The organism is Deinococcus arboris (assembly GCF_009755355.1).
Taxonomy (GTDB): domain Bacteria; phylum Deinococcota; class Deinococci; order Deinococcales; family Deinococcaceae; genus Deinococcus; species Deinococcus betulae.
In genome coordinates this window covers 1-22,751 of record NZ_WQLB01000020.1, presented here as the reverse complement: position 1 = coordinate 22,751, position 22,751 = coordinate 1, and the positions used below count along the sequence as shown (strand labels likewise).

Genomic DNA, 22,751 nt, shown 5'->3' with positions numbered 1-22,751 from the left:
TGCATGGCAGGCAGGAGCATGGCCCCATCACTTCTATTTCAACTGTTCTCCCGTTGCCCCACTCATTTCTCCCAAAGCCAACCAGAGCCTTCTTCCTGCGTGGCTGTAGATTTTTGCTCCACACCACGCGTCACAGCCACGTGGTTGGCTGAGGCGTCCTCATCCGCCATCAAGCACCTTAGCCAGCTGACCCCCACTCTCGAACCACAGCGCACCGTCGGGCGTTACGGTCAGGGCGCGGGGCCCGGCCGGGGCCACCGCTGGCACTGGAAATAGTGCTCCAGAGGACGCCCCGGCCGGCACACGCAGCAGGGTCGCGCGGCTCTGGTCGGCCACCCAGAGCGTGCCACTGGCCGTCACAGCCAGAGCGCTGGGCCGGGTGCCGGCCGGCAGAGTCAAGCTGCGCTGGGCGCCGCTGCGGGGGTCCAGATTCCACACAGCGCCGGTGCGGGTCTCGGTGAACCAGAGGGTGCCGTCAGGGGCCGCGTGCAGGGCTTCAGGCACACTGACATTGGCCGTCCCAACCGGGTAGGCACGGGTCTGTCCAGTCACCGGCGAAAAGGCCACCACAGCCGGGGCGGCGCCGCGCCGGGTGTAATACAGCGTGCCGTCGGGGGCGCTGACCAAGGTCTCGGGCAGGCCGCCTTCGACCTCCTGCCGCCGCACAGTGCCGCTGACCGGGTCCAGGCTCAGCAGTGCAGCCTGCCCGTAAGCCGTGAACCACACCCGGCCGTCCGGCGCTGGCGTCAGGTGGTTCAGGGTGTCGGTGGTGCCGGCCGCAAAGCGGGTGACCTGACCGTTCGCCTCCCGGCGCAGCAGGAAGCTGCCCGCACTGGTGACGCCACGCACCGCCACCCAGACCTCGGCGCCGCGCGTGGCATGGCTGGTAATGGCTTCAAAGCCCTGAAGTGCAAAGGACAGCGGGGTCACCGTCTGGCCCGCCACCAGCCGCAGGCTGTGCCGCCGCTCCTCCTCGGCGTTGGCTGGGGCGCGCAGTAACACGCCGCCCGGCGCCGCCACACCTGCCGCCGCCACGTAGGGCGCCGCGCCGCCCAGCGACTGAAGTTGAAGTTGGGCCAGCGGCACAGTGACCCGCGCCGCCGGGCTGCCGCCAACGCTGACACTCAGGGTCACCAGACCAGTGCCGCGCCCTGTCACCGCCAAAGCCACCAGACTGTCGGGGCCATCGACCACCGGAGGACCGGGCGTGACCGTGACGCCAGCCGGCGTGCTGTCGACCGTGACCCGCAGAGCCGCTGGCGCCACGCGGCTGAGCCGCAGCCGGCCGCTGCTGGGGGCGTCCCCACTGACTGGCAGTTGCTCGGTGAGGGCGGTGACACCCCCAGCGACGGGCTGGGCCGAGCTGCCTGGCGCCGAGGAACCGCAGGCCACCAGCAGCGCCGTCCCCAGCAGGAGAGCAGCAGACAGTGAGGTCAAGCGTCGCTTCATGCCTCCTATTTCACTCCGCCTGGCATAGCCGCCGTCTGACGCTGAGTTGTCCTGGCATTCATCGTCGGGCCTGTTCTGAGGCTCGCGTCTGTCAAAGTCTTACAACCGCGCTGTGACAAGACAGGAGCGCCCGATACTCCGTAGGACCAGCGGCGCACCATCATAAGAAAGAGAAAGTAACGTCCTACACGGATATTTCAGTCACAGAGAGAAGAGGGAAGGTCATCACCCTTACCCCTACCAACGGCTGACCACTTTGCATTAAAAACAACCGCTGGGCGCAGGTTTTCCATCTTAATGCAATCTGAGTTTGGGGTGCCGTGACGCTTTCGTGAGAGGGCAGTGCGTAAGGTGAGCGCTATGGAACCGACCCTGATGCTCTGCGCGCTGATTGCCCTCACCTCGGGCCTGCACTTTGGCCGCCGCTTCGCACAGGCGCACCGGGCCGGTGGCGCCTTCCTGCTGCCCGCCCTGGCGCACGGCGCGGTCTCCAGCGCCCTCATTCTGCTGGCGACCCTGCTGGACCCCACACCCAGCCGCTGGCTGTGGGCGGCCGTGGCGGCCGTAAGCCTGAGCGGCATGGCTATCGGCGCCCTGCGGCCCGAGCGCGCCCCAGCCCAGCCCAAGACCCTGACCCTGACCCCCTCGGCCGACGCCGAGGTGACGGCCCAGGCCCCCGCCGCCTGAACCCCGTCAGTCCTGAGCGCGGCCCCACCAGAGGGGCCGCGCTCCTGCTTTGGGTGGACGCGGCGGCGGCACCCGAGGGCGTAAGCTGGGCACCAGAGGACGCCTGTCATGAGCCAACCCCGCCGCACCCTGCACACCCTGATTCGCCTGGGCCGCGCCCTGCGCGAGCCTGACCCTAAGGACGACGCGCCGGCCAGCCCGCTGAGCGCCGCGCGGCAGGCCGCTTCGGCCCTGGTCACGCCAGCCGTGCAGGGGGCGGCCGGACGACTGAAAACGGGCGCGCGTGGCCTGCGTGATCAGGCCCAGGCCCGCGCCGACAGCCGGCTAGAGCAGCTGCTTGGCGAGCGCCGCGCGGGCCAACCCGGCGACCCCGAAACCCTGGCCGCCCTGGCCGCGCGCCGCGCCGCCCGTGAAGCGCGCGCCGCCCAGCTCCGGGCCCGCGAAACCCTGCTGGGCCAGGCCCAGACCCCAGAGCAGCGCCAGGTGCTGCGCGCCGTGGTTGCCGTGACCCCCTGGGCAGGCGGCGAGGCCGGCACGCTGCGCTACACCGAACTGCTGGACCGCCTGGCTCCCGGCGGTGGAGCAGGACGCGAAATGGCCGTTCACCGCGCCCTCTGGACGCTGGCCGAGCAGCACATTCTGGCGGTGTCGCCCCACGGTGAAGTCACCGCCGTCCGGCCTGGGCCACTCCTGGCCCTGCCTTCCAGTCAGCGCTAAAGCGCGGCCGACTCATGAATTCGTCTGTACCTGCCCGCCACGTCTCTGTCACGGGGGCGCGGCACACTGCGGAGCATGTCGAGAGCCTTTGTAAAAGAAGACGAGGGCGAGCGCTGGCAGGCGCCCCCGCCGCTGCGCGCCTACCGCATCCTCTGGCCTGGTGACCTGGGCCGCCCACCCGAAGTGGTGAAAGAAACAGATGACCTTCTGGACGCCATGCGCTGGCTGAGGGGCCGGGACCGCTCGAACTTCGAACTGCGCGACGAGCAAGGCGTGCTGCTGGCCATAGCCAGCTGAGAAAGCGATGGGCCGAAGACGGCAGACCGCCAGCGCGGCTGCCCTTTGTCTTTGGCTGTACGGCGTGTGCTGGCAACGGCTCCTGTCGAGTTGATGGTCAACAAGCGCCATCATTTGCTCCATTGATCGCAGAACCCAGAGTGACTGAGGGTTGCTCTCTCAATTACCTGGGCGCGAACGAGGCCAGTGTGCCCAAGAGACAGCAATGGAGTTGAGAGGAAGTGTTGGCTGAAGGGTGGCATTGGCCGCTACCGTGAGGCTGCCCATTCGTCGCAGAAGTTCCCTTACCGCGACGCTTCGCAAGTTCATTTACCCCAGCATCGTTGAGGGCCTTGTGCCTTCAAGATGTTGGGGCTTATAACTTTCGAGCTGCTGGCGCCTGATGCCGTTCACGTCCCCTGACCAGAAGCGGCAGCCGCAAGGCCTGACCGTTAGCCCTGAGGTTCCTCGGCTGTCCAATCGCCTTCTAATGTGAAACGCACTGTGCCCGCCAGGGTCTGCCCAGGCGCCAGGACGCGCAGGTCTACCCCGCCGACGCCACGTGCGGCCAGATTGAATGCGTCGGTGGCGTGCGACACCGGTTCCAGCGCCAGGCTGCCGTCAGGTGCCGTAAAGACCACCAGATGCGAATACACGTTGTCGGCTGTCAGCACAAGGGCCCGCCCCCCCCAATCCAGGCGGGCGGTCCCGTCCCAGGCAGTATAGGCGGCGTCAATCTGACGCGGCCCCACCGCACGCGGCTGGCGGTAATCCTCGGCTACCTGAAGCGGGCGGGCGGCCCCCGTCGGTAGCAGGTCGGCGCCGGTGTCGTAAATCAATTCGGCCCCCACTTCCAGGGTGGGGTCGGGCCCGCCCCCCACCTGCCGGGCAAAATAGGGGTGCAGGCCCAGCCCGGCGGGCATGGGGCGCGTGTCGGCGTTGGTCAGCGTCACTGTCGTGTCGAGGTGCGGCCCGTGCAGGCGGTACTCCACCGCCGCCGTAAAGGCCCAGGGCCAGTTCATATCGGCAAAGGCGCGGCTGTCGAACGTGGCGCGCAGATGCGCCTCTGACTGCGCCTCCAGTTGCCACGGGCGGTTACGCACGTCGCCGTGCTGGGCCAGGCCACCCCCTGTGTTGGGCTGCAGCACCACGTCCTCGCCCCCAAAGGTGAACCGGGCGCCCCGAATACGGTTGCTGTAGGGCAACAGGGTAAAACTGGCGCAGTTGCTGCTCTTGTGTACGTCGGCCAGCGCCACAGGCCGCAGCACGGGCCGCCCCGAGGTCGCCCGCAGATTCAGGACGCTGGCGCCCAGTTCCGGCAGTACCTCCAGGGTCAGCGCCTCGCTGCGAAGTGTGACCACCGGGCCAGGGTCACTCATGGGCGGCTCCGCGTGATCTCGAAGAGCAGAATCCCTGCCGCCACCGAGGCATTCAGGCTCTGCACCTGCCCGCGCACCGGAATGCTGACCAGGGCGTCGCACTTTTCGCGCACGAGGCGCCGCATGCCCTCGCCCTCGGCGCCAATCACCAGCGCAACGGCCCCGCTGAAATCCAGCCGCCGCACGTCCTCGGCGGCCTCGCCAGCCGCGCCGTACACCCAGACCCCTTCTTTTTTCAGGGCGTCCATCAGGCGTGGCAGGTTCTTGGTCTGCGCCACCGGAAGGTAGGACGTGGCCCCGGCCGCTGTTTTGGCCACCACGGGCGATAGGGGCGCGCTGCGGCGTTCTTCCACCACCACACCGTGCGCCCCCAGCACCTCAGCGCTGCGGATGATGGCGCCAAAGTTACGTGGGTCGGTGATGCCGTCCAGCAGAACGATCAGCAGCGGTTCGCCGCGCTTTTCAGCCAGGTCGAGAATGTCATCCACTTCGGCCCAGGCCAGCTCCTCAACTTCGGCCAGCACCCCCTGGTGAGCAGTGGTGCCAGCCAACTGATCCAGTTCTATGCGGGGAGCAAACCGCAGGCGCACGCCCGTGGCCTTGAGCTGCGCCACAAAGGCGTCCTCGACCCCACGCGCCACCAGGACCTCGCTGACGCGGCCCCCCTGTAACGCTTCCAGCACCGGATTCCGCCCGTACAGCAACATAGGGGGCAGTGTACCTGGGCTGGGAAGTGGGGAGTAGGTTGTGGGCAGTGAAAAAAGCAAAGGAGACCGGGTTGTTGCTCCGGCCTCCATCTAACGAGAATCCATGTGACTTACTCTGCTGCCGGCACCACGAAGGCGGCGCTGTCGTAATAGGTGCGGAAGGCCGTCACCTTGCCGTCCTGAAGGTCAATCAGGCTGACGCCCCGGTAGGCGATGTCGCGCCCGCCCTTCAGCTGCCCTGTGGCCTCCCACTCCATCAGGCCCAGGCCGCTGGCCTCCTGACTGCGCGAGAACTCGCTGTGAATCTGGTCAAAGTTGTCCAGGTACGTCTGCCAGAAGTCGCGGGCGCCGTCCAGCCCCTGCCAGCTGTGCGCGCTGAGATTGCGCAGCGTGACCTCCTCGGCGTGCAGGGCCAGCAGGTCGTCAAGCTGCCCAGACGCCTCGGCATTTTGCAGGGCGGCCATGAATGCCTGGGTGGTGCCGCTGTCGTTTGCACTCGTCATGCGGCCCAGCACATCACCCCGGCCCGGTTCAGAGCGTAGGCGGCGCTACCGGCTGAAGAAGGCGTGAAGAAGCGGCCAGCGCCGCGTGAGGCAATAGAAAGACCGCAGGAATGGCGAAGGTCTATTCAGAGTCACTCTTTCAAGGGTGAGGGCAGATGGCCAAGGCCCTGGCTCATCCACCCTCAGGAGCTCAAAGCCAGCCCCTCTCGCACCCAGGTCAGCGCGGCAGGGCCGTGACGCCCATCAGCGCTTCGTCTATGGCGCGCGCCGCCTGACGACCTTCACGGATGGCCCAGACGACCAAGCTCTGGCCCCGGCGCATGTCGCCGGCCGCGTAGACGCCCGGCACGTTGGTAGCGTACCCACCTGTTTCCTCGGTGCCGGCGTGGGCGTTGCCCCGCGCGTCCTTGTCCACGCCGAAGGCGTCCATGACGCTGCCCACCGGACTCACAAAGCCCATCGCCAGCAGCACGAGGTCGGCCTTGTGGACGGTCTCGCTGCCTTCGACCTCCTGCAACTGGCCCTCACGCAGCTCCAGGCGCACGGTTTTGACCCCTGTTACCTTACCGCCCTTGCCGATAAATTCCTTCGTGGCAATGGCAAATTCACGCACAGCGCCTTCCTCGTGGCTGGTGCTGGTGCGCAGCTTTAGGGGCCAGTACGGCCAGACCAGTGGCTTGTTTTCCTGCTCGGGAGGCTGGGGCATGACTTCAAATTGGGTCACGCTGGCCGCGCCGTGGCGGTTGCTGGTGCCCACGCAGTCGCTGCCGGTGTCGCCGCCGCCGATCACCACCACCTGCTTGCCTTCGGCCCGCAACTGCTTTTTCAGCTTGTCGCCTGCGGTGACGCGGTTTTGCTGCGGCAGGAATTCCATCGCGAAGTGAACGCCGTCCAGTTCGCGCCCCGGAACCGGCAGGTCGCGCGGCTGCTCGGCGCCGCCGGCCAGCAGCACGGCGTCAAAGTCGGCGCGGAGCCCTTCAGGCGTCACGGTCTCCTTGCTGAGATTCGTCACGCGGCTGCCGTCGGGCCAGGCACCCACCAGAACGCCGGTGCGGAAAGTCACGCCTTCGGCCTGCATCTGCTCCACGCGGCGGTCAATGTGGTGCTTGTCCAGCTTGAAATCGGGAATGCCGTAGCGCAGCAGGCCACCCACGCGGTCGTTTTTCTCGAACACCGTGACCGCGTGGCCGGCGCGAGCCAGTTGCTGCGCGGCGGCCAGTCCTGCTGGCCCAGAACCGACCACGGCGACCTTTTTGCCCGTGGGCTGCGCGGGCAGCTGCGGCGCCACCCAACCCTCCTGCCAGCCCCGCTCGATAATCGCCAATTCGATGGATTTGACGCCCACTGCGTCGTCACTGATGTTCAGGGTGCAGGCGGCCTCACAGGGCGCGGGACAGATGCGGCCCGTGAATTCCGGAAAGTTGTTGGTGGAGTGCAGGGTGTCCAGGGCACTGCGCCAATCGTCCTGATACACGAGGTTATTGAAGTCAGGAATGATGTTATTGACCGGGCACCCACTGGTGCAAAACGGAATGCCGCAGTCCATACAGCGCGTCGCCTGCAGGCGGGCCTTGCCACTGTCCAGGGGCAGCAGAAACTCGTGGTAGTGCTTCAGGCGGGCGTCCACCGGGGCGTACTGGTCTTTCACGCGCGGCTGCTCTAGAAATCCGGTGATTTTGCTCATGGAGTACTCCGTGGAATGCGGCGCGCGCCTGTCTTGAGTGGCCTTTCTGCCAACCGCGTCATTTCGTCAGGGTGCCCTGACCGGCCACCTTCTGGGCGGGCTGGCCGGTCTGCATAGAGGTGGTGTCGGCGGCCTGAACGGTGCCGTCCGTCAGCCGGCAGCGCTCCTGCAGGGCCCGCGCATATTCATGCGGTAGCACCTTCACGAACCGTTTGAGGGCTGCTTCCCAGTGGTCCAGCAGGTCGGAGGCGCGCTGAGAACCCGTCCACTTGTGGTGGCTTTCCAGCAGGGTGCGGAGGTGGGCTTCGTCACTCTGACCGCCGTGCAGCGCCAGGGGCGTCTGGGCCAGCTGCTCGGCCTCGGGCAGGACCGGGTGCAGGCCGACCATGCTGAGGTTGCAGCGCTGAGCGAACCGGCCGTCCACGTCGTACACGTAAGCCACGCCGCCGCTCATGCCCGCCGCGAAGTTGCGCCCCGTCTGGCCCAGCACGACCACCGTGCCGCCCGTCATGTACTCGCAGCCGTGGTCCCCGGTGCCTTCCACCACCGCCGAGGCACCCGAGAGCCGCACGCCAAAGCGCTCGCCGGCCACACCCCGAAAAAAGGCCTCGCCGCTGGTCGCGCCGTAGAGCACCGTGTTGCCCACGATGATGTTCTCCTCGGCCTTGCCCCGGAACTCGATGCTGGGCCGCACCACCACGCGCCCGCCGGACAGGCCCTTGCCGGTGTAATCGTTGGCGTCGCCAATCAGGTACAGGGTCAGCCCCGGCGCCAGGAACGCGCCGAACGACTGGCCGCCCGTGCCTTCCATCTGCACGAACACGGTGTTGTCGGCCAGACCCTCGGGGCGCACCCGCACCAGCTGGCCCGACAACATGGCCCCCACACTGCGATTGACGTTGCGCGCGTCTTGCAGAAAATGAACCTTCTCGCCGCGTTCAAAGGCCGGACGGCACTTTTCGATGAGGGTGAGGTCCAGGGCCCCTTCCAGCCCATGTTCCTGGGCGTGCAGGTGGCGGGTGCCCACCTCTTCGGGCACCTCGGGGCGGTAAAACACGCGGCTGAAGTCCAGGCCCTGCGCCTTCCAGTGCTCAATGCCCTTCCGGGTGTCAAGCAGGTCGCTGCGACCAATCAGGTCGTCCACCTGACGGATGCCCAGACCGGCCATTAGCGCGCGCACTTCCTCGGCCACGAAGAAGAAGTAGTTGATGACATGCTCGGGCTTGCCGGTAAATTTAGCGCGCAGCACCGGGTCCTGGGTCGCCACGCCCACAGGACAAGTGTTCAGGTGGCACTTGCGCATCATGATGCAGCCCTGGGCGACCAGCGGAGCGGTGGCAAAGCCGAATTCATCGGCGCCCAGCAGAGCGGCCACCACCACGTCGCGGCCCGTCTTGAGCTGCCCGTCGGTCTGCACGCGCACCCGGTCGCGCAGGCGGTTGAGCACCAGCGTCTGCTGCGCCTCGGCCAGGCCGAGTTCCCAGGGGCTACCCGCGTGCTTGATGGAACTCCAGGGGCTGGCCCCAGTGCCGCCGTCGTGTCCGGCAATCACAATGTGGTCGGCCTTGCACTTCGCCACCCCGGCCGCCACCGTTCCCACTCCAATCTCCGACACCAGTTTCACCGAGATGTCGGCGCGCGGGTTGACATTCTTCAGGTCGTGGATGAGCTGCTTGAGGTCTTCAATGGAATAGATGTCGTGGTGAGGCGGCGGGGAAATCAGGCCCACGCCCGGCACACTGTGGCGCAGAAAGCCGATGTATTCGCTCACCTTGCCGCCGGGCAGCTGACCGCCTTCTCCGGGCTTGGCCCCCTGCGCCATCTTGATCTGAATCTGGTCGGCGGACGCTAGGTAGGTCGTGGTTACGCCGAAGCGCCCGGAGGCCACCTGCTTGATCTTGGAGCGCAGGCTGTCGCCGGCTTGCAGCGGGTAGTCCACAGCCACGCGACTGTCCCCGAGCAGGGAGGCCAGCGTGTGCCCCTCCTCCAGCGTTTCACCGCGCATCTCGCGCTCGTAGCGGGCCGGGTCCTCGCCGCCCTCGCCCGTGTTGCTCTTGCCGCCGATGCGGTTCATGGCGACCGCCAGGGTGGTGTGGGCTTCGGTCGAAATAGACCCCAGACTCATGGCCCCGGTGGCAAAGCGCTTGACGATCTCGCTCGCAGGCTCTACTTCTTCCAGCGGTACGGGGCTGACGCCTTCGGTCTTGAATTCAAAGAGGCCGCGCAGGGTCATGTGCCGCCGGCTCTGGTCGTTGATCAGGCGGGCGTATTCTTCGTAGGTCCCCGCCGAGCCGCTGCGAACGGCGTGTTGCAGCTTCGCCACCGAATCCGGCGTCCACAGGTGATCTTCCCCGCGCACGCGCCAGGCATACTCACCGCCCGCGTCCAGGTGATGGGCCAGCGTGGGGTCGGCGCTGAAGGCGGCGCGGTGGTTGCGGGTCGCTTCCTCGGCCACCTCGAAAATGCCGATGCCGCCGACCTGGGTGGGCGTGCCGTAAAAATACTTGCCCACGAAGTCGGCCTTCAGCCCAATCGCTTCGAACAGCTGCGCGCCGCTGTAGCTCATGTAGGTGCTGACGCCCATCTTCGACATGATCTTGCTCAGGCCCTTGCCAATCGCCTTGATGTAGTTGCGAATGGCCTTGTGGGCGTCCACCCCGGCCAGGCTGGGCATGCCGGGTACGTCGGTGTGCAGGTTGATCAGGGTTTCCAGAGCCAGGTACGGGTGAACGGCTTCGGCGCCGTAGCCGGCCAGCGCGGCAAAATGATGCACCTCGCGGGCGTCGCCGGTTTCGACGACCAGGCCCGTGGTCATGCGCAGTCCGGCTTTGACGAGGTGGTGGTGTACGCTGCTCAGAGCCAGCAGCGAGGGAATCGCCACGCGGTCGCGGTCCAGGCGGCGGTCGGTCACGATGATGATGTTGTGACCGTTCTCCAGCGCGTCCACCGCGCGGGCGTTGATGGTCGCCAGCTTGGCCTCAATGCCGCGCGGGCCCCAGTCGGCGGGGTAGGTGATGTCCAGTTCATACGCCTTGAACTTGCCGCGCGTGTGTTCACCGATGGTGCGCAGACGGGCCATGTCGTCGAAGTCCAGGATAGGCTGCTCGACTTCCAAGCGCAGCTGCGGGTTGACCGCATTCACGTCCAGCAGGTTCGGGCGCGGGCCCACGAACGACACCAGGCTCATGACCACGGCCTCGCGGATGGGGTCAATCGGCGGGTTGGTCACCTGGGCGAACAGCTGCTTGAAATAGCTGTACAGCGGCTTGTTTTTGCCCGACAGCACGGCCAGCGGGCTGTCGTTGCCCATGGAGCCAATGCCTTCCTCGCCGCTGAGCGCCATCGGCCCCAGCAGGAATTTCAGGTCCTCTTGGGTGTAGCCGAACGCCTGCTGGCGGTCCAGCAGCGACTCGCGGAACTGGCCCACGGTGCCGGTTTCCTCGGAATCGTCCAGGCGGAAGCGGGTGTTTTCCACCCACTGCGCGTAGGGCCGCGCCGAGGCGAACTGCATCTTCAGTTCGTCGTCCTCAATAATTCGGCCCTGTTCCAGATCAATCAGGAACATGCGGCCCGGTTGCAGGCGCCACTTCTTGACAATCCGGCTTTCGGGGATGGGCAGCACCCCCGATTCGGACGCCAGAATCACGAGGTCGTCGCGCGTCTGCACGTAGCGCGCGGGGCGCAGGCCGTTGCGGTCCAGAGTGGCACCCACCTGCCGGCCATCGGTAAAGACCATCGCGGCGGGGCCGTCCCAGGGCTCCATCATGGACGCGTGGTACTCGTAAAAGGCGCGGCGGCGCGGGTCCAGGCCGGTGTTGCCTTCCCAGGCTTCGGGAATCATCATCATGGCCGCGTGCGCCATCGGGTAACCCGCCAGGGTCAGCAGCTCCAGCGCGTTGTCGAACGTGGCGGTGTCGGACTCGCCCTCAAAGGAAATCGGGTAGAGCTTTTTCAGGTCGTCGCCCAGCACCGGAGACACCATGATCCCTTCGCGGGCCCGCATCCAGTTGAAGTTGCCCTTGACGGTGTTGATCTCGCCGTTGTGGGCCACCATGCGGTACGGGTGCGCCAGCGGCCATTCGGGAAAGGTGTTCGTCGAAAAGCGCTGATGAACCAGGGCCAGCGCCGAGGTCACGCGCTCGTCTTGCAGGTCCAGGTAGTATTCGCCCACCTGATTGGCCAGCAGCAGGCCCTTGTAAATCACTGTGCGGCACGACATGGACGGCACGTAATATTCCGCGCCGTGCGTGAAGTTCAGGGCGCGAATGGCGTTCGATGCCCGGCGGCGAATCACGTACAGCTTGCGCTCCAGAGCGTCAGGCACCAGGGTGTCGGCGCCCGCACCAATGAACACCTGCCGGATGACGGGTTCTTTCTCGCGCACCGTGGGGCTCATAGGCATCTCGGCACTGACTGGCACGTCGCGCCAGCCCAACACCAACTGCCCTTCTGCGCGGATGGCGCGTTCCAGTTCCTGCTCACAGGCCCGGCGCGAGGCGATTTCCTTGGGCAGAAAGATCATGCCCACGCCGTAGTCGCCGGGGCGCGGCAAGGTGACGCCCTGCTTGCTCAACTCGGCGCGGTACAACTCGTCGGGAATCTGAATCAGGATGCCGGCCCCGTCGCCCATCAGGGGATCGGCCCCCACTGCGCCCCGGTGGTCCAGGTTTTCCAGAATCTTGAGGCCCTGGGCGATGATGCTGTGGCTGCGCACGCCCTTGATGTGCGCCACCATGCCCACGCCGCAGGCGTCGTGCTCCTGCGCGGCGTACAGGCCCTGAGCGCGCGCTTGCTGCAGCTCCTGTGGGCTCGGTGGGGTGTGCGGCACTGCCTCCGGCGTCACCCGGTTGTCTGTTCGGTTCATGTGGACACTCCCCTCTGGCGTAAAACGTGCCTGCAGGGTGCAGGCTGTTAGAATCACGATACAGACAGATGCATGTCTATGCAGGCCCGTTGTTTATAATGGGTCTAAAGGTGTGTTGCGTCCTTTTGTTAGCAAAGGGAAGGTCGGAAGAAGCTTCTTCCTGACCTGAGACCAGGCAAAGACATAGTGTTGAGCGTGGCCGTCTTCAAGGATTTATCGCCCCTGACGTATTTTGGCAAGGGCGCCGCAGAGGTGCTGGTCGCTGTGGGTTGGCTGGGCCGCAACAGCGCCTTCACTCGCAGTGACGTAGATTTCGCGTTTATGACGGCGCTGGTCACTCATCTTCAGTCCCCCTGGCAACCTGTCGCCGCAGGCGGCTTTCACCGGTGTGAACTGTGCCGCCTGAATGAAGCGCCGCCCAGCCTGCTGTACCAGGGCACGCGCTTTTTTCTGGGCAGCAGCAACCTCTTTATCCCCAATGACGGCAAGATTTTCTGCGCGCCCTCGCTCAGTGCCCATTCCATTGACGCTCACGACTACCGCCCGCCAGGGATTTTTATGCAGGCTGTGCTGGCCTGCCCACCCATGACCTCTATGGCCTACAGGAAACGCCTGCTGGCATGTGGGGGCGGGCAACTGCTGCCGTCCCGACGAGCGGCAGAGCGTGGAAAGAACGTAGACGGTGAGGGTTAACCCCGCAGCCAATTCTCAAAGCTGCGCTGTCCCTTATCTGGGCTGCAAATCCACCACCGTCACTTCCGGCTCGCAGAGGTTACGAAACGGAATGCCGCTTAGGCCCAGCCCCCGGCTGACATAAGCGGGCGTGCCGTGTGCCCCTTCCACCCAGCCCATGGCGTACCGCTGCCCGTAGCGGCTGGGCACCATCGGCGCGCCGATGACGGGCAACCTCACCTGGCCGCCGTGCGTGTGACCGCATAGGGTCAGCCCCACCTCCTGCGGCAACTCGGGGAGCAGGTCAGGATTGTGCGTCACCAGCAAGGTGGCCCGCTCCTCGGCGCCGGCCAGCGCCGTTCCCACATCCGGCTGGCCGTGCCACAGGTCGTCCACGCCGCCCACATACAGGTCATCCCTCAGGGGGCGGCCCGCGTTGCGCAGGATGGTCACGCCCGCGTTGGCAAAGGCCGCTTCCAGGACCCCGCGTTTGGCCAGCCAGTCGGTGCGTGCTGGGCCATAGTGCCGGCCACCATACCGGCCAAAGCTGCCGTAATCGTGGTTGCCCCACACGCCGTAAACGCCCAGCGGCGCCCGCAGCCGGGCCAGTTCGGTCAGCAGCGCCTGCGGTTCTTCATCCAGCCGGCTGTCTAGCTGGTCACCACCCAGCAGCACCAGGTCTGGTGTCTGGGCATTGGCCGCGTCGACCCAGGCGCGCACGCTGCCCGCGCCGATATACAGGCCGTAGTGCAGGTCAGTCAGGAACACCACACGCAGGGGTGCCTTCAGGCCCGGTAGGGGGCGGGCGTGGCGGGTCACGCCGAAGCGGTAGGCCTGCGCCGTGCCCAGCCCGCCCGCCGCCAGCAGGCCCAGGCCGCCGCCGCCCAGGGCACGCAGCACCCGCCGCCTCGTCACCAGTGCCATGACCCGACCCTACGCCAGCGCCCCTGCCGGGGGCATCCGCCGAAAGAGGGGCGCGCTAGACTTGCCTCCATGTCTGTGCCCCTGCTGCTGGTCATTGATGTTCTGGATGAGGAGGCCGGTCTGGCGGATGTCGAAGACAGCCAGGGCCGCACCTATCAGCTGCCGGCCGAGTGGCTGCCCGGCGCCGCTGACGGCGCGGGCTACCGGGCCGACTTGCAGGGCCAGACCCTGACGCTTTCTCCCTTTGCCGACGCCGCGCGGCTGCTGCGCGAACGCAGCAAGCAGACCTTGCTGGACTTCAGTGACGCGCCCGGAGAAGACCAGTGAGCCGCCAGATTGTCGTCATTCCCGACCTGCACGGGCGCCCGGACCTGCTGCGCGCCGCGCTGGACCAGTTTCCCGACGCGCATTACGTGGGCCTGGGCGACGCCATTGACCGGGGACCGCGCAGCCTGGCCACCGTGGACAAGCTGCTAGAGCTGCACCAGGCGGGGCGCGCGACCCTGCTGATGGGCAACCACGAGCGCATGATGCAAGAAGGCATCAAGTGGTACCGCCTGTACGAGGGCACGCACGACCTGGGTGATTACCGCAAGGCCATGGAGGGCTACCAGTGGTGGATGCGCGCCGGCGGCGCCACCGTGCGCGACGAACTGGGCGGCCTGACTCTGGAAAAGTTCCCGCCGCTGCTTGAGGCGTATCTGAAGGTGCTGCGGCGCGTGGTGTACGTCACGGCTGACGGCGAGATTCATGACGAGGTGCCGGCCGGCCAGAGCAGCGTGCTGATTGCCCACGCCGCCCCCCCCGTCAAGCACCCGCAGCACGACAGCCCGCTGTCGGCGGCGCTGTGGCTGCGGCCCTACGAGGGCCCGTTTCCCCTGCCGCAGGGCGTGACCTACTCTCTGCACGGCCATACGCCGGTGCCCACGCCGTGCCGCCTGAGCCGCCACCTGTACCTGGACCTGGGCGCCTACGAAACTGGGCGCCTGGCCGTGGCCGAGGTCAACGTCCACGGCCTGCCGCAGGTCACCGTGCTGTGTGGGCGCGGCGAGCCGCACCGGGGCCGCCGCTACGCCCAGTTTGGCGAGCCGATTCCTGTGACGCCCGTGGACCTGCCCGGCGCACCCAGGCGGTAGGCTCCCCCGCTGTTTCCGGCTGGGGGCAGGGTGCATGATGGATCATGTCCTCCAGGCTGCCTCTGCGTTTTCCTACCCTGCCTGTGTCGGCCCACCGGCGTGTCCGGGTCCTCTCCAAGGTGACCCAGGCCCTGCTCTCCGCCGTGACCACTGATGAGGTGGTCCGCGTGATGCTGCGTCAGGGCATGGCGGCCTTTGGGGCCGACAACAGCGCCGTGCTGCTGAAAAACGCAGAGGGCGGCCTGACGCTGGTGGGCGCCGCAGGCTATGAACCAGAGGTCGAGGCCCGCTACGCCACCATTGCCCCGGAGTCCCAGATGCCCGTCATGCGGGCCATGCGCGAAAACCGGGTGCTGTGGCTGGAAGACATGCCCGGCGCCGCACAGACCAATCCTGAACTGGCCGTCTACGAACTCCTGATGGGGACGGCGTCGGGGGCGGCCCTGCCGCTCTGGGCCGGCGAGACGCGCGGGGCGATGGCCTTGACCTTCGTCCCGCCCCGTGAGTTTCCGCCGGACGACCGCGCGTTCATGACCACCCTGGCGCGGCAGTGCGCCCAGGCGCTGGACCGCGCCGGGCTGTATACCCGCGCGCGGCAGGATCAGGCCCACCTGCGCGCCCTCTTTGACGCCTCGCCGGTGGGGGCTGCCCTGGTCGAGCGCCAGACCGGTCTGGTGGTCAAGGTCAACGGCGCGCTGCTGGGGCTGCTCAACGCTCCCGCCGCCGAGGTGGTGGGCCGGCCCATCAGCGACCAGCGCGGCTGGCACGAGGACGGCAGCAGCCACAACGGCGAATATGAGGTCACCCTGGACCCGCCGCAGGACCCGCGCCGCCACCTGGCCGTGACGCGGCGGGTGGTGGACACCGCCGGCACCCCCTGCGAGGTGCTGTTCGTCCGAGACCTGACCGAGTTGCGTCTGAAAGAGGAACACGCCCGGACCCTGGACAGTCAGCTGTGGTATCAGGCCCACCACGATCCCCTGACTGGCCTGCCCAACCGCACCTCACTGCACGCGCGCCTGGACGAGTTGCTCCGTGAGTTGCCGGCCGATCCGGCGCCGGCAGACGCGGCCGCCCAGCCCAGCGTGTGCCTGGCGCAGCTGGATTTCACGGGGCTGGAAGAGGTGGACAGCGCGCACGGCTACGCGGCGGGCGACCTGGCCCAGCAGGCGCTGGCCCGGCGGCTGCGCGACCACCTGCCTCCTGGAGGGCTGGCCGCCCATACGAACGGCAGCCTCTTTGCCCTGACCTTTGCCTGTAAGGGCAGCGAGCAGGGCATGGCGACGCTGCGTCAGCTGGCTGAGCGCCTAGACGCCGAGTTCACGGTGCAAGGCCACCTGGTCAGCCCACGCTTGCGCGCCGGAATCAGCTGGGCGCCAGCCCACGGCCAGACCACCGACGCCCTGATTCGCACCAGCCTGAGCGCCCTGTCTTACGCGAGGGGGCGCAGCGGCGCCACCCTGGAGGCCTACCGCCCCGCCCTGGATGATCAGGCCCGTGAACGTCTGACCCTGCAAACCGAACTGCGCGCGGCGCTGGGCACGCCGGGCGGGCTGGTGGTGGCCCTGCAGCCCATCGTGGACACGGCCGCCGGGTGCCTGGCCGCCGCCGAGGCCCTGGTGCGCTGGCCCCACCCGGCGCGTGGCCTGCTGCCCCCCGGCGCCTTTCTAGATCTTGCCGAAGACGCTGGGCTGCTGCCCGAGTTGGGCGAGCAGGTCCTGCGGCTGGCATGCCGGGCGGCGGCCCGCTGGACGGGGAGCGCCGCCCAGGCCCAGGTAAGCGTGAATGTGGCGGCGGCCCAGTTTGAAGCCGGCGACCTGGGGGCCCAGGTCTCAGCGGCCCTGAGTGAAGCCGGGCTCTCGCCCCGCCGCCTGAAGTTGGAACTCTCGGAGCGCTCGGTGCTGGCCGACATTCCGGCGGCCCGCGCGCAGTTGCAGCGCCTGCGGCAGATGGGCGTGGGGGTGGCCCTTGACGACTTTGGCACGGGCTACGCCAACCTGTCGGTGCTGACCGCCCTGCCCATTGACGACCTGAAGATCGACCGCTCGTTTATCACCGACCTGCTCAGCAGCCACGCCGCCCGCACGCTCGTAGAAAGTGTGGTGGCGCTGGCCCGCCGCCTGGAGATCGGTGTGATTGTCGAAGGCGTCGAAACCGGGGCGCAGTGGCGCGCGCTGCAGCGTCTGGGCTGCACCCGCTTTCAGGGCTACCTGTTCGCCCGCCCGCTGCTCCCCGCCGACTTTGAGGCATTTCTGGCGCGGCCTGTGCCCCGCTCTGAATGAAAGGGAGTTGTGAGGATGATGGGGCGAAGACAAGGTAGCCCCCCTTGAGAGAACAGCCTGGCGAGAAGCTCAGCGCCTCTTTTGCCAGATCATTCATCAGAACAAGCTGATTGTGTGCCGGCCCATGACGGGGACGAGTTCGTCTGGACAACAGAGCTGCGACAGGCCGCCTGGACCTCTCGCAGTCCCCTCATTTCTGGGGCCAGTTCCTTATCAGAAAGTTTCTGAACCGCCACCCTCTTCTTCCTTTCGGTCCCTCGGCGCGGGATGATGCGGGCGTTCGCCGGCTTCTCTGTTCTCCCCTACCCCGGAGGTTTCCTAATGGTTCGCCCCGCCCCATCCCTTCTGGTCCTCACGGGCCTGCTGACCCTGCTAACCACCCCCGTTGCGGCCCAGGAAGAACCCAGTGCGCCCATCAAGACCAGCACCAAGACCTGCGGCGCCTACACCCTCAAACTCAGTGAGAACGGCTTTGACGACCCCGCCGACCGCGTGAGCATCACCCGGGGCGGCGTCACCTCCGCCACCATCAGCGACACGGCCGTGGACGTGAACTGGTGCCGCGACGTGACCGGCGACGGCGTGCCAGAAGTGCTGCTGTCTGGCTTTTCGGGCGGCGCGCACTGCTGCTTTACCCACACCCTGTATTCGCTGACCACGCCGCCGCGCAAGCTGCTGACCTACTTCGGCGCCCACAGTGACGGCCTGGACGCCCGCCAACTGGACGGCAAGGGCCCGCTGGAACTGGTGGGGTCCGACTGGCGCTTTGCATACGCCTACGGCCTCAGCTTTGCCGAGAGCATTCCGCTGCCGGTGGTGTTCTCGTATGTGAATGGGCAATACGTGGACAACACGCGCTCCTTTCCGGGCTTCCTGCGCGGCTTTACGGGGCCGGCCAGCACGGTCAATGACAAGTCCAGCGGGGGCGATGTGCTGGCCAACTACGCCACGCTGGTCGCCATCGGGCAGCCGGGCGAGGCGCAGGCCTACGTGCAAAAGCTGCCCGCCCGCTTCCGGGCCTGGCTGACCAACTACGGCCCGGACATCCGCCAGGTCATGAACGACTACGGCATGACCGACTGGCCGGTGCGCGCAGGCGTGCCGTTCAGCGCCGCGCGCCTGGGCCTGGGGGGTGCGTTCACAGCGCCGGGCAAGCGCGAATATCTGGGGTTGGTGGCGCAGGGCAATGCGGCCACGCTGCGCCTGTACCGCCCCCAGGGCGCGGGAATCGTGGCCGGACCAACCCTGCTGAGCGGGCCCATTCGCAGCCAGGCAGACGGCTACCTGGACACCGCTTGGTTTCCGCTGACCACTGTGCGCCGGGCCTCAGGCCGCGACGACGCGCTGGTGTTCGACGAGCGCAGCGGCAGCGCCCGCTACCTGGCCTACCGGGTGTCAGCGGGTGCCGTCACCGAACTGAAAGACGACGCGCTGGCGGTGACCGCCCGGCTGCTGGGCGACCTGAGCAACGTGGCCAAGCAGGTGGCCTCGCAGTACCGGGACGTGCGGCGCACCCCCGCGCAGGTGGCCGAGGGGCAGCGCCGGATTGACGCCGCCGCCGCGCGCGCCCAGCCCTGGCTGAAGCTGACGAACGCCGACCTACCCCCGGCGCGCACGCTGGGCAACTTCGGCTTTGACAGCCTGGAACTCAGCCAGGACAGCGCCGCGCAGGCCCGCGCCGTTCTGCCCGTCAGCCTGGGCTTTGCCGACGAGACCACCGACAGCGAATACATTGACGGCGAGCGGTACACCATGACCATCAACCTCACGCGCGGCGCGCAGGGCTGGGCCGTCAAGGACTGGACGCTGGCTGCGCGCGAAGGCGAACTGTACCCAGACGGGCCGTGACGACCGGGGGGCTGGCCGGGCTGCTGGCACTGGACGCCCAGTTGCGCGCGGCCCTACAGGCCGAAGGCGGCTTCTCGCATGTGGCCGCCTACGGCAGCGTCCCGCAAGGTCAGGCGGATGCCCACAGCGACCTGGAGTACTGGGCGTTCCTGGCACCCGGCGCCGCCGTCGAGGCGCAGGACTGGCTGAGTACGCAGCTGGACGTGCAGCACTTCGTGGTCAACGAGTTCGGCACGCCCACGGCCTTGCTGCCGGGTCTGCGGCGGGTGGAACTGCATGTCGTGCCCGCCGCGCGGCTGCCCGAGGTGGAGGACTGGACGCCGCAGCATGTTCGGCCCACACAGATGCTGGTCAAGGATGAGGACGGGCGCCTGGCCCGGCATCTGGCGGTGCTGGCGGGGCGCACCGTTCATCCTGCCGACGACGCTGGGCTCATCCTCGGCCGGCTGCTGAACTGGCTGGCTTTTGGGCTGAACGTGCTGGCGCGCGGTGAACGCGTGCGCGCCCATGAGCTGCTGGGCTGGGTTCAGGGCGGCCTGCTGCGTCTGGCCCGCCTGCAGGAGAAGAGGACCGACCACTGGCCCAACCCCTCACGCCGCGCCGAACAGGAACTGAGCGTGGCGAGTCTGACGCGCTACGCGGGCATCACGGCGGGCCTGCCTGACCTGGAAAGGGCTTACGCCGGCGCCGTCACCTGGACACTGGACCTAGCCGACGAGTTGCGGCTGACCGTGCCCCTAGCCCTGGCCCGCGACCTGCGGGAACGCGCCCCGTCAGTTCCGCGTACCTGAAGGCATGAAATGGCCCCTCATCCATTTGCTGCTCAATCTGCTGACCCTGCGGGCCAAGCTGCGCGCGGTGCGTGAACACTGGCGGGCGCAGCGGCGCTGGGCCCGTGGCGGCGCGGCGGCTGACTTTCACTTCACGCCGGGCCAGGACGCGGGCAGCGGCGCAGGCGGGGACGCGGGGCACTTCTGAGTCTGCTGCTCCCCGGTACTCCCCGGCTGGGCCTGGGATTGGCGGCGCTGGGACGCCCCGGCTACCTCAACCTGGGGCACGGCGCCGACCTGCCCCACAAAAGCGTGGAGGGCCTGAAGGCGCAGACCTGGGCGGTGCTGGACACGGCCTGGGCGGCGGGCCTGCGGTACTTTGACGCCGCGCGCAGTTATGGCCGCGCCGAGGCCTTTCTGGGCGAGTGGCAGCGCGAGCGGGGGCACACCGGCGCCGTACTGGGCAGCAAGTGGGGCTACACCTATGTGGCCGACTGGCAGGTGGCTGCCCAGACACACGAGGTCAAGACCCACGACCTCGCCACGCTGGACCGGCAGTGGCCCGAGACCTGTTCGGCGTTGGGGCGCGCCACGGCGGTCTACCTGATTCATTCCGCCACGCTGGAGTCGGGGGTGCTGGACAACGCCGAGGTGCTGGCGCGGCTGGCGAACCTGGCGGCTCAAGGCGTGCGGGTGGGCCTCTCCACCAGCGGCCCTGGCCAGGCCGAGACGCTGCGCCGGGCATTGGCGGTGCGGGTGGGCGGCGTGTGTCCCTTTTCGGCGGTGCAGGCCACCTGGAATCTGCTGGAGCCGTCAGCGGGCGCGGCCCTTGGCGAGGCCCACGCAGCCGGCTGGACCGTCGTGGTGAAAGAGGCCGTAGCCAATGGCCGCCTGAGCGCGCGCGGCCTGACCGGACAGGCCGACGTCCCCCCAGTGCTGGCTGACGCGGCCCAGACGCTGGGCGTGACCCCAGACGCAGTGGCGCTGGCTGCGGCCCTGGCCCAGCCCTGGGCCAATGTGGTCCTGAGTGGCGCCAGCACCCCCGAACAACTGCGCCAGAATCTGGCGGCCCTGACGCTGGACGCCAGCCCCGCACCTCTGCTGCGGGCGCTGACCCAGGACGCCTCTACCTATTGGGCCACCCGCTCAGGCCTGCCCTGGTCGTAAGGAACGTAGGTGGCAGGCGCAGGCTTTACCGCCTCTGGCGGTGGCGGTGTGCCCCTTCAGTTGACCCCGAGCAATTGCCTGACCGGCTCCCTGCGCAGCGCCCGCTGAACAGCCCCACCTCCAGTTCCAGCAGCAGCCCACTCCGGCCGGCTGCCCTCATCAGCGGCAGAATCTCACTGACTGAGCGACCCAGCCGTGGCGCCTACAGGGGCAGCCAGACACTCACAGCGGCTGCCAGTTCCGTTGAGTGGCCAACAATGCCCCTCAACCACGCTCAGTTCCGCTGTCAGGATGGTTCCGGCCACCCGCACGCCCCTCAGCAGCACAACAACATCACCCAGCGCAGGGCAAGACGGGCATGCAAGCGCAGCCCTGCCAGCCCTAAGCCGACGCCCATCTCCGTCAGCAGAGGCAGTTGGACCAACAGCGGCCACAGGGCGGCAGAAGCAACGTCCATACCCCATAGCCTGACTGGTCTGGGCAGCATCAGGCGTGTATATAAATGAACTGAGCGTGGCCCGGAGGCGCGCCCGCTTACACTGCGCCCATGCTCATGAATAGCCTGCTGGCATTCTTGCCCATCAGCCTGCTGCTGAATTACGTGGTTCATGCGCCGCCGCTGTGGGTGTTTGTCACGGCGGTGCTGGCCATCGTGCCGCTGGCCGACTGGCTGCGCAAGGCCACCGAACACGTCGCGGTGCACGCCGGGCCCACCATCGGTGGCCTGCTGAACGTGACCTTTGGCAACATGGCCGAGCTGATCATCGCCATTTTTATCCTGCTGGACGGCAATACTCAGGTGGTCAAGGCGCAGATTACGGGTTCGATCATCGGCAACGCGCTGCTGGGGTTGGGGCTGGCGATTGTGGCGGCCGGGTTTGTCCGGGGCGGCACACGGCAGAAATTCAACGCGGCCAACGCCGGGCAGCTCAGCGCCATGCTGTTTTTGACGGTCATCATGCTCACCCTGCCGGCCATCTTCGACTACACCGAGCAGCTGCCCGCCTTCGCCGCTGGCAGCGAGGCCCGCGCCAACCTAGACGAGCGCCTGAGCATCGGAGTCGCGATTCTGCTGATCGTGGTCTACCTGCTCAATCTGGTCTACACCCTGGTGACGCACAAGGACGTGTTTGCCATCAGCGAGGAAGCCGGGCACGGCCCCGAAAAGCCCTGGCCGCTGGCCACAGCCCTGGGGGTGCTGCTGGGCGGCACAGCCCTGATTGCCCTGGAATCCGAACTGCTGTCAGGCGCCCTGGAAGCCACCGCCAGCCAGCTGGGCCTGAGCGAGTTCTTCCTGGGCATCATCGTGCTGGCGGTGGTGGGCAACTTTGCCGAGTACATCGCCGCCGTGTATTTTGCCCGCCGGGGCCAGATGGACCTGGCCGTCAACATCGGCCTGGGGGCCACCATTCAGGTGGCGCTGCTGACCGCCCCACTGCTGGTGATTATCGGGGCGCTGCTGGGCCATCCCATGAATCTGGTATTCAGCTCGCCGCTGGAACTGATTGCGATTATTGCCGTGGCGCTGATCGTCACCAGCGTGACCAAGGACGGCGAAACCACCTGGTTTGAAGGCGTCCTGCTGCTGGCGGTGTACCTGGCGCTGGCCCTGGCCTTTTTCTTCGTCACCCCAGGCGAGGCTGCACCCGAAGGCGCCGCGCGGCTCTGGTCAGCGCTGCTGGGTTA

The 22,751-nt window shown here is 67.4% G+C and carries 20 protein-coding genes; 12 read left to right on the top strand and 8 right to left on the bottom strand.

Annotated features, from left to right (window positions below):
* Positions 1 to 159: 159 nt before the first annotated feature.
* A complete protein-coding gene (locus GO986_RS14120; RefSeq protein WP_157459955.1) occupies positions 160 to 1,449 on the bottom strand; it encodes a Vgb family protein in 1,290 nt (429 codons plus the stop codon).
* Between the two features lie 360 nt (positions 1,450 to 1,809).
* Here GO986_RS14120 and GO986_RS14115 point away from each other — a divergent pair, with 360 nt between their 5' ends.
* The 3 genes from GO986_RS14115 (at position 1,810) to GO986_RS14105 (ending at position 3,150) form a co-directional block, all read left to right on the top strand.
* Complete coding sequence (locus GO986_RS14115) at positions 1,810 to 2,136, top strand: hypothetical protein (protein ID WP_157459954.1); 327 nt, start codon at positions 1,810 to 1,812, stop codon at positions 2,134 to 2,136.
* A 108-nt stretch (positions 2,137 to 2,244) separates the two neighbouring features.
* Positions 2,245 to 2,853: a hypothetical protein gene (locus GO986_RS14110; protein WP_157459953.1), complete on the top strand. Its 609-nt coding sequence runs from the start codon at positions 2,245 to 2,247 to the stop codon at positions 2,851 to 2,853.
* A 75-nt stretch (positions 2,854 to 2,928) separates the two neighbouring features.
* Positions 2,929 to 3,150, top strand: coding sequence for a hypothetical protein (locus GO986_RS14105; RefSeq protein ID WP_157459952.1), 222 nt, complete (start codon positions 2,929 to 2,931; stop codon positions 3,148 to 3,150).
* Between the two features lie 431 nt (positions 3,151 to 3,581).
* On the opposite strand, the gene GO986_RS14100 is transcribed toward GO986_RS14105, so the two are convergent.
* From GO986_RS14100 to GO986_RS14080, 5 genes are all read right to left on the bottom strand, one after another.
* Positions 3,582 to 4,508 (bottom strand): aldose 1-epimerase, encoded by a 927-nt coding sequence (locus GO986_RS14100; protein ID WP_157459951.1) that lies wholly within the window; start codon positions 4,506 to 4,508, stop codon positions 3,582 to 3,584.
* Positions 4,505 to 5,215, bottom strand: coding sequence for a 23S rRNA (guanosine(2251)-2'-O)-methyltransferase RlmB (rlmB, locus tag GO986_RS14095; protein ID WP_157459950.1), 711 nt, complete (start codon positions 5,213 to 5,215; stop codon positions 4,505 to 4,507). The genes GO986_RS14100 and rlmB overlap by 4 nt, the downstream gene beginning before the upstream one ends.
* Before the next feature lie 110 nt (positions 5,216 to 5,325).
* Positions 5,326 to 5,718, bottom strand: a complete 393-nt coding sequence (locus GO986_RS14090; RefSeq protein ID WP_232337809.1) for a nuclear transport factor 2 family protein — start codon at positions 5,716 to 5,718, stop codon at positions 5,326 to 5,328.
* A gap of 217 nt (positions 5,719 to 5,935) precedes the next feature.
* Positions 5,936 to 7,402, bottom strand: a complete 1,467-nt coding sequence (locus GO986_RS14085; protein ID WP_157459949.1) for a glutamate synthase subunit beta — start codon at positions 7,400 to 7,402, stop codon at positions 5,936 to 5,938.
* Between the two features lie 58 nt (positions 7,403 to 7,460).
* Entirely contained in the window at positions 7,461 to 12,266 is a 4,806-nt protein-coding gene (locus GO986_RS14080) for a glutamate synthase-related protein (protein WP_157459948.1), read from the bottom strand.
* A gap of 195 nt (positions 12,267 to 12,461) precedes the next feature.
* Here GO986_RS14080 and GO986_RS14075 point away from each other — a divergent pair, with 195 nt between their 5' ends.
* Positions 12,462 to 12,959: a DUF7919 family protein gene (locus GO986_RS14075; protein ID WP_157459947.1), complete on the top strand. Its 498-nt coding sequence runs from the start codon at positions 12,462 to 12,464 to the stop codon at positions 12,957 to 12,959.
* A 33-nt stretch (positions 12,960 to 12,992) separates the two neighbouring features.
* Here the strand turns inward: GO986_RS14075 and GO986_RS14070 are convergent, their stop codons facing one another.
* On the bottom strand, positions 12,993 to 13,862 hold the full coding sequence (locus GO986_RS14070) for a metallophosphoesterase (protein WP_157459946.1): 870 nt from the start codon (positions 13,860 to 13,862) through the stop codon (positions 12,993 to 12,995).
* Between the two features lie 69 nt (positions 13,863 to 13,931).
* Here GO986_RS14070 and GO986_RS14065 point away from each other — a divergent pair, with 69 nt between their 5' ends.
* The 7 genes from GO986_RS14065 (at position 13,932) to GO986_RS14035 (ending at position 21,065) form a co-directional block, all read left to right on the top strand.
* Entirely contained in the window at positions 13,932 to 14,189 is a 258-nt protein-coding gene (locus GO986_RS14065) for a hypothetical protein (RefSeq protein WP_157459945.1), read from the top strand.
* Entirely contained in the window at positions 14,186 to 14,998 is an 813-nt protein-coding gene (locus tag GO986_RS14060; protein ID WP_224575334.1) for a metallophosphoesterase, read from the top strand. The genes GO986_RS14065 and GO986_RS14060 overlap by 4 nt, the downstream gene beginning before the upstream one ends.
* A gap of 44 nt (positions 14,999 to 15,042) precedes the next feature.
* A complete protein-coding gene (locus GO986_RS14055; protein ID WP_157459944.1) occupies positions 15,043 to 17,280 on the top strand; it encodes a putative bifunctional diguanylate cyclase/phosphodiesterase in 2,238 nt (745 codons plus the stop codon).
* A gap of 321 nt (positions 17,281 to 17,601) precedes the next feature.
* Entirely contained in the window at positions 17,602 to 19,128 is a 1,527-nt protein-coding gene (locus GO986_RS14050) for a hypothetical protein (protein WP_157459943.1), read from the top strand.
* Positions 19,125 to 19,919, top strand: coding sequence for a hypothetical protein (locus GO986_RS14045; protein ID WP_157459942.1), 795 nt, complete (start codon positions 19,125 to 19,127; stop codon positions 19,917 to 19,919). Before GO986_RS14050 ends, GO986_RS14045 begins: the two co-directional genes overlap by 4 nt.
* A gap of 4 nt (positions 19,920 to 19,923) precedes the next feature.
* Complete coding sequence (locus GO986_RS14040) at positions 19,924 to 20,106, top strand: hypothetical protein (protein WP_157459941.1); 183 nt, start codon at positions 19,924 to 19,926, stop codon at positions 20,104 to 20,106.
* A 38-nt stretch (positions 20,107 to 20,144) separates the two neighbouring features.
* Positions 20,145 to 21,065, top strand: coding sequence for an aldo/keto reductase (locus GO986_RS14035; RefSeq protein ID WP_232337808.1), 921 nt, complete (start codon positions 20,145 to 20,147; stop codon positions 21,063 to 21,065).
* A gap of 316 nt (positions 21,066 to 21,381) precedes the next feature.
* Here the strand turns inward: GO986_RS14035 and GO986_RS14030 are convergent, their stop codons facing one another.
* Positions 21,382 to 21,522, bottom strand: coding sequence for a hypothetical protein (locus tag GO986_RS14030; RefSeq protein WP_157459939.1), 141 nt, complete (start codon positions 21,520 to 21,522; stop codon positions 21,382 to 21,384).
* 90 nt (positions 21,523 to 21,612) lie between these two features.
* Between GO986_RS14030 and cax the strand changes: the two genes are divergently transcribed.
* A partial coding sequence (gene cax, locus GO986_RS14025) for a calcium/proton exchanger (protein ID WP_157459938.1) occupies positions 21,613 to 22,751 on the top strand: 1,139 nt, incomplete at its 3' end.

Bases quoted from the DNA above. Each gene is read 5' to 3' on its own strand.
- GO986_RS14110 (WP_157459953.1), top strand. From the start codon at position 2,245: ATGAGCCAACCCCGCCGCACCCTGCACACCCTGATTCGCCTGGGCCGC.
- GO986_RS14055 (WP_157459944.1), top strand. From the start codon at position 15,043: ATGTCCTCCAGGCTGCCTCTGCGTTTTCCTACCCTGCCTGTGTCGGCC.
- GO986_RS14050 (WP_157459943.1), top strand. From the start codon at position 17,602: ATGGTTCGCCCCGCCCCATCCCTTCTGGTCCTCACGGGCCTGCTGACC.
- GO986_RS14105 (WP_157459952.1), top strand. From the start codon at position 2,929: ATGTCGAGAGCCTTTGTAAAAGAAGACGAGGGCGAGCGCTGGCAGGCG.
- rlmB (WP_157459950.1), bottom strand. From the start codon at position 5,215: ATGTTGCTGTACGGGCGGAATCCGGTGCTGGAAGCGTTACAGGGGGGC.
- GO986_RS14065 (WP_157459945.1), top strand. From the start codon at position 13,932: ATGTCTGTGCCCCTGCTGCTGGTCATTGATGTTCTGGATGAGGAGGCC.
- GO986_RS14070 (WP_157459946.1), bottom strand. From the start codon at position 13,862: ATGGCACTGGTGACGAGGCGGCGGGTGCTGCGTGCCCTGGGCGGCGGC.
- GO986_RS14085 (WP_157459949.1), bottom strand. From the start codon at position 7,402: ATGAGCAAAATCACCGGATTTCTAGAGCAGCCGCGCGTGAAAGACCAG.
- GO986_RS14120 (WP_157459955.1), bottom strand. From the start codon at position 1,449: ATGAAGCGACGCTTGACCTCACTGTCTGCTGCTCTCCTGCTGGGGACG.
- GO986_RS14115 (WP_157459954.1), top strand. From the start codon at position 1,810: ATGGAACCGACCCTGATGCTCTGCGCGCTGATTGCCCTCACCTCGGGC.
- GO986_RS14090 (WP_232337809.1), bottom strand. From the start codon at position 5,718: ATGACGAGTGCAAACGACAGCGGCACCACCCAGGCATTCATGGCCGCC.
- GO986_RS14040 (WP_157459941.1), top strand. From the start codon at position 19,924: ATGAAATGGCCCCTCATCCATTTGCTGCTCAATCTGCTGACCCTGCGG.
- GO986_RS14080 (WP_157459948.1), bottom strand. From the start codon at position 12,266: ATGAACCGAACAGACAACCGGGTGACGCCGGAGGCAGTGCCGCACACC.
- GO986_RS14100 (WP_157459951.1), bottom strand. From the start codon at position 4,508: ATGAGTGACCCTGGCCCGGTGGTCACACTTCGCAGCGAGGCGCTGACC.
- GO986_RS14030 (WP_157459939.1), bottom strand. From the start codon at position 21,522: ATGGACGTTGCTTCTGCCGCCCTGTGGCCGCTGTTGGTCCAACTGCCT.